9 protein-coding genes are annotated in these 9,878 nt (G+C 72.2%); 5 read left to right on the forward strand and 4 right to left on the reverse strand.

Annotation, left to right across the window (positions count from 1 at the left end; genetic code table 11):
- From E1182_RS26250 to E1182_RS26260, 3 genes are all read right to left on the reverse strand, one after another.
- Positions 1-356: hypothetical protein (locus E1182_RS26250; RefSeq protein WP_132270170.1), on the reverse strand; the 356-nt coding region annotated here is incomplete at its 3' end.
- A 152-nt stretch (positions 357-508) separates the two neighbouring features.
- Complete coding sequence (gene clpB, locus E1182_RS26255) at positions 509-3,100, reverse strand: ATP-dependent chaperone ClpB (RefSeq protein WP_132270173.1); 2,592 nt, start codon at positions 3,098-3,100, stop codon at positions 509-511.
- Between the two features lie 85 nt (positions 3,101-3,185).
- Positions 3,186-3,824, reverse strand: a complete 639-nt coding sequence (locus E1182_RS26260) for an ABATE domain-containing protein (protein ID WP_132270175.1) — start codon at positions 3,822-3,824, stop codon at positions 3,186-3,188.
- Positions 3,825-3,913: 89 nt separating this feature from the next.
- Between E1182_RS26260 and E1182_RS26265 the strand changes: the two genes are divergently transcribed.
- The 4 genes from E1182_RS26265 (at position 3,914) to E1182_RS26280 (ending at position 6,797) form a co-directional block, all read left to right on the forward strand.
- Positions 3,914-4,429 carry a hypothetical protein gene (locus E1182_RS26265; protein ID WP_132270177.1) on the forward strand — a complete coding sequence of 172 codons (516 nt, stop codon included), beginning with the start codon at positions 3,914-3,916 and terminating at the stop codon, positions 4,427-4,429.
- Positions 4,430-4,485: 56 nt separating this feature from the next.
- The gene (locus E1182_RS26270) at positions 4,486-4,986 is read left to right on the forward strand and encodes a cation:proton antiporter regulatory subunit (protein ID WP_132270179.1); all 501 of its coding nucleotides are present in this window, start codon (positions 4,486-4,488) and stop codon (positions 4,984-4,986) included.
- A 7-nt stretch (positions 4,987-4,993) separates the two neighbouring features.
- Positions 4,994-6,199, forward strand: a complete 1,206-nt coding sequence (locus E1182_RS26275) for a cation:proton antiporter (RefSeq protein ID WP_132270181.1) — start codon at positions 4,994-4,996, stop codon at positions 6,197-6,199.
- 166 nt (positions 6,200-6,365) lie between these two features.
- Positions 6,366-6,797, forward strand: a complete 432-nt coding sequence (locus E1182_RS26280) for a hypothetical protein (RefSeq protein WP_132270183.1) — start codon at positions 6,366-6,368, stop codon at positions 6,795-6,797.
- A 40-nt stretch (positions 6,798-6,837) separates the two neighbouring features.
- On the opposite strand, the gene E1182_RS26285 is transcribed toward E1182_RS26280, so the two are convergent.
- Positions 6,838-7,470 carry a TetR/AcrR family transcriptional regulator gene (locus E1182_RS26285; RefSeq protein WP_165942723.1) on the reverse strand — a complete coding sequence of 211 codons (633 nt, stop codon included), beginning with the start codon at positions 7,468-7,470 and terminating at the stop codon, positions 6,838-6,840.
- Between the two features lie 73 nt (positions 7,471-7,543).
- On the opposite strand from E1182_RS26285, the gene E1182_RS26290 reads away from it, so the two are divergent.
- Positions 7,544-9,787: an MMPL family transporter gene (locus E1182_RS26290; protein WP_132270187.1), complete on the forward strand. Its 2,244-nt coding sequence runs from the start codon at positions 7,544-7,546 to the stop codon at positions 9,785-9,787.
- The last annotated feature ends 91 nt before the right edge of the window (positions 9,788-9,878 follow it).

Here is a 9,878-nt window from a genome sequence, read left to right on the forward strand (position 1 = left end):
TACCCACCCAGGGTGGCGCGACCCATCACACAGCCGGTGAAGGTGCTGAACTCGCCCGACTCGTCCCGCAGTGCCGCCCAGGCATGGCGGGCGGCGGCCGGGTCGACCCGTTCGAGCAGCGTCGCCGCGTACGCCCTGCCGGCGGGCGAGCCGCGGCGCAGCAACCACTCAACCTGCTTGCGGGCCTCCTGCGGGTGGGCGGCGAGGGCTGCCTCGACCCGCTGGTACGCCTGGGTGGCGGGCAGCAGCGTCCCCGCGATGCCCACCCCGCCGAAGGCCACGGTGTCCGCCCCGGCCAGTTCCCGCACGGCGGCGTCCAACTCCCGGGCCCAACCCGGCTTTCCGATCCCCACCATGTCTGCATCCTCTCCCGGTCCCGCCACCGCAAACCCTGCTCGGCGCACCCGGACGGCCGGCGTGGCCGACCTGTCCCCAGCCGCGTCGGCTCGACGGGGCGAAGGTGGGGTCGGTCCCGCCGGCGTGGGCGGGACCGATCCCACGGTCGGCATCAGGCGGCGGTGACGGTGAGGCCGTCCTTGGCGTCGGCCAGGTCGACCCGGACCGTGTCGCCGTCGCGGATCTGGCCGGCCAGCAGGGCCTTGGCGAGCTGGTCGCCGATGGCCGACTGAACCAGCCGGCGCAGCGGACGGGCCCCGTAGATCGGGTCGTACCCGTGCTCGGCGAGCCATCCCCGGGCGGCGTCGCTGACGTCCAGCGTCAACCGGCGGTCGGCGAGCCGGCGGCGCATCCGCGCCAGCTGGATGTCGACGATGGCCCGCAGGTCGTCACCGCGCAGCGCGGCGAAGACCACGATGTCGTCGAGGCGGTTGAGGAACTCCGGCTTGAAGTGCGAGCGGACCACCGCGAGCACCCCCTCGCGGCGCTGCTCCTCGGCCAGCGTCAGGTCACCGATCACCGACGACCCCAGGTTGGAGGTGAGGATCAGGATCGCGTTGCGGAAATCGACCGTACGCCCCTGCCCGTCGGTGAGCCGGCCGTCGTCGAGCACCTGGAGCAGGATGTCGAAGACGTCCGGGTGGGCCTTCTCCACCTCGTCCAGCAGGATCACCGAGTACGGGCGGCGGCGCACCGCCTCGGTGAGCTGGCCACCCTCCTCGTAGCCGATGTACCCGGGCGGGGCGCCGACCAGGCGCGCGACGGAGTGCTTCTCTCCGTACTCACTCATGTCGATGCGGACCATGGCCCGCTCGTCGTCGAAGAGGAACTCGGCGAGCGCTTTGGCCAGCTCGGTCTTGCCGACGCCGGTGGGGCCGAGGAAGAGGAAACTGCCGGTCGGGCGGTCCGGGTCGGCGACGCCGGCCCGCGCCCGGCGGACCGCGTCGGAGACCGCGCCCACCGCCTCGGCCTGGCCGACCACCCGGGCCCGCAGCGACTCCTCCATCCGGAGCAGCTTGGCGGTCTCCCCCTCCAGCAGCCGCCCGGCGGGGATGCCGGTCCAGGAGGCCACCACGGCGGCGATGTCGTCCGCGCCGACCTCCTCCTTGAGCATCGCGCCGTCGGCCTGGAGCCGGGCCAGTTCCTCCTCGGCCCGCGCCAGCTCGGCCTTGAGGGCGGGGATTCGCCCGTAGCGCAGCTCGGCGGCGCGTTCCAGTTCGCCGTCGCGTTCGGCCCGCTCGGCCTCGCCACCGAGCCGTTCCAGCTCCTCCTTGGCGCTGGAGAGCTTGGTGATGTGGTCCTTCTCCAGCTTCCAGCGCTCGGAGAGCGCGGTGAGCTGTTCACGCTTGTCGGCCAGCTCCTTGCGCAGCCGTTCGAGGCGCTCGACGGAGGCGGCGTCCGGCTCCTTGGCCAGCGCCATCTCCTCGATTTCCAGCCGGCGGACCGCCCGCTCGATCTCGTCCACCTCGACCGGCCGGGAGTCGATCTCCATCCGGAGCCGGGACGCGGACTCGTCGACCAGGTCGATCGCCTTGTCCGGCAGGAAGCGGTCGGTGATGTAGCGGTCGGAGAGGGCGGCGGCGGCGACCAGGGCCGCGTCGGTGATGCGGACGCCGTGGTGCACCTCGTAGCGCTCCTTGAGGCCGCGCAGGATGCCGATGGTGTCCTCGATGGTCGGCTCGCCGACCAGCACCGGCTGGAAGCGCCGCTCCAGCGCCGGGTCCTTCTCGATGTGCTCGCGGTACTCGTCGAGGGTGGTCGCGCCGACCATCCGCAGCTCGCCCCGGGCCAGCATCGGCTTGAGCATGTTGCCGGCGTCCATCGAGCCCTCGCCCTTGCCGGCGCCGACGACGGTGTGCAGCTCGTCGAGGAAGGTGATGACCTGCCCGTTCGAGTTCTTGATTTCCTCCAGCACGGACTTCAGCCGTTCCTCGAACTGCCCCCGGTACGTCGCGCCGGCGACCATCGCGCCGAGATCGAGCGAGACGAGTTTCTTGTCCCGCAGCGACTCGGGCACGTCCCCGGCGACGATGCGCTGGGCCAGCCCCTCGACGATCGCGGTCTTGCCGACGCCCGGCTCGCCGATCAGCACCGGGTTGTTCTTGGTTCGCCGGGACAGCACCTGGATCACCCGGCGGATCTCCGAGTCCCGACCGATCACCGGGTCGATCTTGCCGTCGCGGGCGCTGGCGGTCAGGTCGACGCCGTACTTCGCCAGGGCCTGGTAGGTCTGCTCGGGATCGGCGGTGGTGACCCGCCGGTCCCCGCCGCGTACGGTCGGGAAGGCGGTGACCAGCGTCTCCTCGGTGGCTCCGGCGGCCTTCAGCGCGGTCGACACCGCGCCACCCACCCGGGCGAGGCCGGCGAGCAGGTGCTCGGTGGAGGTGTACTCGTCGCCCAGTGGCCGGGCGATCTGTTCGGCGGCGCCGATGGCGTTGACGAACTCGCGGGCCAGGGTGGGCTCGGCGATGCTGGAGCCGCGCGCGGCGGGCAGCGCGTCGACCGCCCGCTGGGCGACCCGGCGCAGCTCGGCGGGGTCGGCCCCGACGGCGCGCAGCAGGCCGGCGGCGGTCGAACCCTCGGTGTCCAACAGGGCCAGCAGCAGGTGCCAGGGCTCCACGGTGGCGTGGCCGCGCCGGTTCGCCAGGGCGACGGCGCCGGTGATGGTCTCGCGGCTCTTGGTGGTGAGGCGTTCGGTGTTCATGGGCTCCCCCGGATCGGCGTGTCCACTGGTACGGACACTCCCAGAGTTGAGTCTATTCCGCTCAACCCTGACCATGTGACCTCAGTCACTCCGAGGTGGCCGCCTGGCGTGCGGCGTGGGCGCGCACCTTCGCCCGGTTGCCGCAGCTCGCCATGTCGCACCACCGGCGCCGCCCCCGGACGTCGAGGAACAACCACCCACAGTCCAGCCCCGGGCAGGCGCGGACCGAGCGCCACGCTTCGCCGCTGAGCAGATCCTCGGCGGCACGGGCGACGGCGTGCAGCGGAAGGGCCGGGCCAGCGTCGTCCGACAGCCGCCGCCGGGCACCTCCCCGTACGCCGTGAACCAGCTCGGTCGCCCGCACGGCCGACTGCGCCACGCGCGCGACCTCGGCGAACGCGGCTTCGTCGGCCGGGTCGCGCAGAAGCCGGTACAGCGCGTTCCGGAACCGGTACGCCGCCCGCACCACGCCCGCGGCGGAACGCGGGTCGTCCGCCGCCTCGGCACGCAACCGCCGCACGGTATCGGCTGGCAACAGGCTGGCGTGACGAGCCCAGACCGCCAGCCGGTCGTACGTCGGGATCCATTCCCGCTTCGGATCCGGCTCCCCGGACGGCGTCCGCACGACGTCGTCCCAGCCGGACCAGGTGTTGCAGAAGTCCAGCGCGGGATGCCCGCCGCAGAGCTTCGGCAGGGGGTAGCCGTCGACCTCGACCCAATGCACCGACCGATTGTGCCCCTTGACAAGCCGAGCCAGGGAGGGTTGCCTACACCTAACCGGTAATTTGCCCGTGAATGGTTAGGGGAACTTTGATGAGAGGTATTCTCGCCGCCGCCCTCGGGGTGATCACCGCCACGGTCGGTACCGTCCCGGCTCAGGCCGCCTCGCCGGCAGCCGGGCTGGACTGGAAGCCCTACCGCTCTCAGCCCTACACGGTTGCCGCCGGCGAGCGGTGCGCCTTTGCGGTGCACGCCGAGCCGGTCGTCGACGAGGAGCGGATCGCGACGCTGTCCAGCTACCCCGACGGCAAGCCGCGTCAGCAGGTCATCACCGGCGACCTACGGGTCCGCTACACCAACCTCGACACCGGCGTGACGGTCGAGCACGACCTCGACGGCACCGCCTTCATCGAGTACGGGACCGACGGCTCGATGACCCACCGCTACCTGGGCGCGGTCGCCGTCGGCTTCCGGGCCACCGACGCGTACCCGAAAGGGATCTGGCGCCTGGACGGCTACCACGAGGTGCGCTTCGGCCCCGGCGGCGGAATGCGGGAGATCCGCGTCGACGGCGGCACCGAGCACAACGTCTGCACCGACCTGGCCTGACCCAGCAGGGGAAACGCCGCTCGTTCATCTCGACCTCGGCCGGTAGCCTGACCCGGGTGCGAGTACGTGTCGAACAGACTGCCCTACCGGGAATCGGCGTACGTCACGACCTGATGACGGAGTCCGGCCGCCGCCTGGGCGTGGTCTCCCACCGCAATGGCCGCCGTGACCTCGTCCTCTACGACCCGGATGACCCCGATTCCTGCCAGCACGACGTTCCGCTGACCGACGACGAGGCGGAGGCGCTCGCCGACATCCTCGGCGCGTCGCTGATGCTCGGCCAGCTCTCCGGGCTGCGCGAGCAGGCGGCCGGGCTGCTCACCGAGCAGATCGCCATCCCGGCCGGCTCGAAGTACGTCAACAAGCGGCTCGGCGACACCAAGGCCCGGACCCGCACCAGCGCCTCGATCGTCGCCGTGCTGCGCCAGGGCGAGGTGATCGTCTCGCCCGACCCCACCTTCCGCTTCGCCGCTGGTGACGTGGTGGTCGTGGTCGGCACCCGGCAGGGACTCGACGGCGTCACCGCGATCTTCGCCGACAGCGACCCGGACGGCTGAGGCGCGGATGCACGAAACCACCACACTGCTGATCGAGGTCGGCGCACTGCTGTTCCTGCTGGGCCTGCTCGGGCGGGTCAGCCGCAGGATGGGCGTCTCACCGATCCCGCTCTACCTGCTCGCCGGGCTGGCCTTCGGCCACGGCGGCATCCTGAAACTCAACGCCAGCGAGGAATTCTTCGCCGTCGGCGCCGAGATCGGCGTCATCCTGCTGCTGGTCATGCTCGGCCTGGAGTACAGCGCCAACGAACTGGTCGGCAATTTGCGCGCCGCCGCCCCCGCCGGGCTGATCGACGCCCTGCTCAACGCCCTACCCGGCTTCGGCTTCGCGTTACTGCTCGGCTGGGGCTGGGTGGCCGGCGTGGTGCTCGGTGGCATCACCTGGATCTCGTCCTCCGGCGTGATCGCCAAGGTGCTCAACGACCTCGGCCGGGTGGGTAACCGGGAGACCCCGGTGATCCTGTCGGTGCTGGTCATCGAGGACCTGGCGATGGCGCTCTACCTGCCGTTGGTCACCGCACTGCTGGCCGGGGTCGGGCTGGTCAAGGGCGGCATCGCCCTCGGCATCGCAGTGTTCACCGTGGTCGTCGTGCTGGTCGCCGCCATCCGGTACGGCAATCTCATCTCGACCGCGATGTCGGCCAAGGACGCCGAGGCGCTGCTGCTCGGCGTGCTGGGGCTGACGCTGCTGGTCGCCGGGGTCGCGGCCAAGCTCCAGGTCTCGGCCGCGGTCGGCGCGTTCCTGGTCGGTATCGCGCTCTCCGGGCCGGTGGCACACCACGCCACCGAACTGCTCACCCCGCTGCGGGACCTCTTCGCGGCGGTCTTCTTCGTCTTCTTCGGTCTGGTCACCGACCCCCGGGACATGCCGCCGGTGCTGCTGCCGGCGCTGCTGCTGGCCCTGGTCACCATGGGGACGAAGCTGCTCACCGGCTACCTCGCGGCCCGCCGGGCCGGCATCGCCGAACCCGGACGATGGCGGACCGGCTTCGCGCTGACCCCGCGCGGCGAGTTCTCCATCGTCATCGCCGGGCTCGCGGTCGCCGCCGGCACCGTCGAACCCAAGCTGGCCGCCCTCGCCACGGCGTACGTGCTGATCACGGTGGTGACCGGGCCGATGCTGGCGCGACTGCCCGACATGGCGTGGTTCAAGGCCTGGCTGCGCCGCCGGTCGCTGGCCCCCCGCCCCGAGCCGGTGGTCGTACCGGAATGATCGACCGGCGGGGTCACCCGTACGGCTGACCCCGCCGGCCGTTGCCCAATTGGTTTCGACCGAACCCTTCCGCCCCCGCACCACCTACGACTACCGTTTCGCCCGAGCAAGCCAGAGGCCCCGCGGCTGGCCGGTGCGCCCCGCGGGCGCGAGCGGAAGGTTGCCGGTGAACGCCCAGGATCCGACGTTCCACGGCTTCGCCAACCCCGTCGACCCGTCGCCGGCGGAGTTGCGGGCCTGGGCATACCACCCTGACTCGGTGCCCCTGTCATCGATGCCGCCGGACTGGGACCTGCTCCTCTCCGGTGACCACCTGGTGCTCACCCTCTTCGAACTGGCCATGGACCCGTACTGCCCGGCCCGCCGGTTCGCTCTGCACTGCCTCTACATCTACGCGGCCGACGGCATCCGGACGAACTTCCGCGCCCACCCCCGGCGCCGCTTCCGCAAGCTGGTGGAGCAGGCCGAGCGCGAGGGCGACGAACTGATGCGCAACTGGGCGCACAACAGCCGGGTGCTGCTCGACCGGCCGGGCCTCTTCGACTACCCCGACTGGTGCGAGGGCGGCCTGGTACGGGAGAACCGCCGGCTCGGCTGACCGCCGTACCGCTCCCGATGTCGCCGGTCCCTGCCTGGGGTCAGCCGGCGGCGATGCCGCGTACGGCGACGTCGACGGCGCGACGCAGGTGCGCGAGGACGTGGTCGACATCGCCGGTCAGTTGGTCGACCTGCTCGGGTGACTCCACCAGGGTGAGCAGGGTGTTGACCACGGCGCCGACCAGCGCGCCCACCATCGCCGCCGCCTCGACCCGGTCGAGCCGGTCAGGAAAAGCCGCCTGCAGGTGGGCCGCGAGCCGCTGCTGGGCGGAGAGCAGGCGTCGCAGCGCCATTCCCTGCACGGCTGGCACGGTGAGGAGCATCCGCAGCCGGATCGGGGCGGCCCGGTCGAAGACCTGCGCGAACCGCTCGCTCCGGTCGAGGATCGTGGCCATCGTCCGGAGCAGCACGTCCGCCGGCTCGTCCCGCGGCCCCCGCTGGTCGATGACGGCGAAGGCCAGGGCGAGCCGCTCCTCGGTGTCGGCGAAGAGGATCTCCTCCTTACTCGCGAAGTAGCTGAAGAAGGTCCGGGTGGAGACGTCGGCGCCGGCCGCGATGTCGGCGACGGTGGTCGCCTCGTACCCCCGTTCCGCGAAGAGATCCAGCGCCGAGTTGATCAACGCCTGACGGGTCCGCTCCTTCTTGCGTTCGCGCAGCCCCGGTCCGGTCGTCACTCCGACACGATACGACACCCGGAAGATTTCTTCACTCGTTGCAAATTTGCAGTCGATGTGATTTTCTCGGGACATGGAACGCTTCCTGGATCGCCTGGGCCGGGCCACCGCCGCCCACCCCTGGCGCACCCTCGCCCTCTGGCTGATCGGCGCGATCGCCCTGCTCACCGCCGGCCAGACCGTCGGCGGGGACTTCGTCAACGACTTCCGCATCCCCGGCGCCGAATCGCAGCAGGCCGCCGACCTCGCCCGGAAGGCCTTTCCCGGGTACGGTGCGGCCAGCGCCGAGATCGTCTGGCACAGCCCCGACGGCGACCTGCGGACCCCCGACCGGCAGGCCGTGATCACGGCGATGACGGCCGCCATCCGGGCCCAGCCGGGGGTCAGCGCGGTGGAGGACCCACTCGCCGGCCAGGGAGTGGTCAGCCCCGACGGGCGCACCGCGATCGGCACCGTCCGGTACGACCGGGACGTCGGCGACCTCGGACCGCAGGCGTACCACCGGCTCGACACGGCGGCCGGCGCGGCGCGGACCCACGGCGTGCAGGTCACCTTCCGGGGCCTCGTCGTCGACCTGGCGTTCGAACCGGCGACCGGGCCCGCCGAGGCGGTCGGCCTCGGCGTGGCCCTGCTGGTGCTGCTCGTGGCCTTCGGCTCGGCGGTCGCCGCCGGCCTGCCCATCCTGATCGCGCTCGCCGGGCTGGCGGTGGGCACCGCCCTGATGCTCGTCGCCGCCGCGGTGACGGAGATCCCCAGCGCCGCACCGATCGTCGCGGTGATGCTCGGCCTCGGCGCCGGCATCGACTACGCCCTCTTCGTGGTCACCCGGTTCCGCGCCGCCCTGACCGACGGGCTGCCCACCATCGCCGCCGCCGGCCGGGCGGTTGCCACCGCCGGGCACGCCGTCATCTTCGCCGGCGCGACCGTCGTGGTGGCCATCCTCGGGCTGCTCTTCACCGGCATCCCGTTCGTCGGCGCGATGGGTATCGCCACCGCGCTGACCGTGACCGCGATGATGCTCGCGGCGCTGACCCTCCTCCCCGCCCTGCTCGGCCTGCTCGGCCCGCACGTCAACCGCTGGCACCTTCCCCTGCCCGCCCGGCGCGCTGCCCGTACGCCCACCGCCGCTCCGGTCGCGGCGTCCGGGGCTGACGACGGCCGCGACGCGGACGTCCGGGACGCGGACGAGGGCCGCGACGCGGACGTCCGGGAGCGGGACAGGCGGTCGAATCCGGGGTCGGGGTCGGCAGGGTGGTGGACACGGTGGGGACGGCACCTGGACCGACACCGGATCGGGTACGGGTTGGGCGCGCTGGCCGTCCTGCTGGGGCTGACCGCGCCGCTGCTGAGCCTGCGGCTCGGCACCCCCGACGACGGCAACCAGCTGCGGCACTGGCCACAACGGCAGGCGTACGACACCGTGCGGCGGGAACTGGGGCCGGGCTGGAACGCCCCGCTCGTGCTGGCGGTCCGGCAACCCACCGACGACTCGCTGGCCCAGCTGGCCGGGGCACTCACCGCCGACCCGGAGGTCGGTCTGGTCACCCCGCCCGTACGCAGCAGCGACGGCACTCTGGCGTTGCTCACCGTGGTACCCCGGCACGCCCCGCAGGACCAGCAGGTGACCGATCTGGTGCACCGGATCCGGCGTACCCTCGGGCCGGCGGCGCTCGCCCCCGACGGCGCGCAGGTGGCGGTCGGCGGCCACACCGCGTACATGATCGACATGGCCGATGCGGTGGCCCGCCGGCTGCCCTGGGTGGTGCTCGGCGTGGTGTTGGCCGCCAGCCTGCTGCTGGTGGCGATGTTCCGGGCACCGCTGATCGCGCTCAAGGCGGCGCTGATGGCGATGCTCTCCATCGGCGCGGCGTACGGCGTCCTGGTGGCGGTCTTCCAGTGGGGCTGGGGGCTGTCCCTGCTCGGGGTGGACCAGCCGGTACCGATCATGTCGGTGGTGCCGATGCTGCTCTTCGCGATCCTCTTCGGGCTGTCCATGGACTACGAGGTGTTCCTGCTCTCCTCGGTACGGGAGGAGTACCGGCGCACCGGCGACCCGCACCGGGCGGTGATCACCGGACTGGCCGGAACCGGTCGGGTGATCACCGCCGCGGCGACCATCATGGCGGTCGTCTTCATCAGCTTCGCCGCCATCGACGACACACTGGTCAAGATGATCGGTATCGGGCTGGCCACGGCGGTACTGGTGGACGCGACCGTGATCCGGGTGGTCCTGGCGCCGGCGGTGCTCGGCATGCTCGGCCACCGCGCCTGGTGGCCGGACACCACCGGCCCCGCCGGAGCGCCGTCAGGCCGGTGACGCCACGCCCTGCGGTCGGGCCCCGCTGCCCGAGATCACCGCGTCCCGGCCCGCCCCAACAGCACGCGGGCCGGGACCCCCGCCCGAGATC

Source organism: Micromonospora sp. KC721 (genome assembly GCF_004348355.1).
Taxonomy (GTDB): Bacteria; Actinomycetota; Actinomycetes; order Mycobacteriales; family Micromonosporaceae; genus Micromonospora.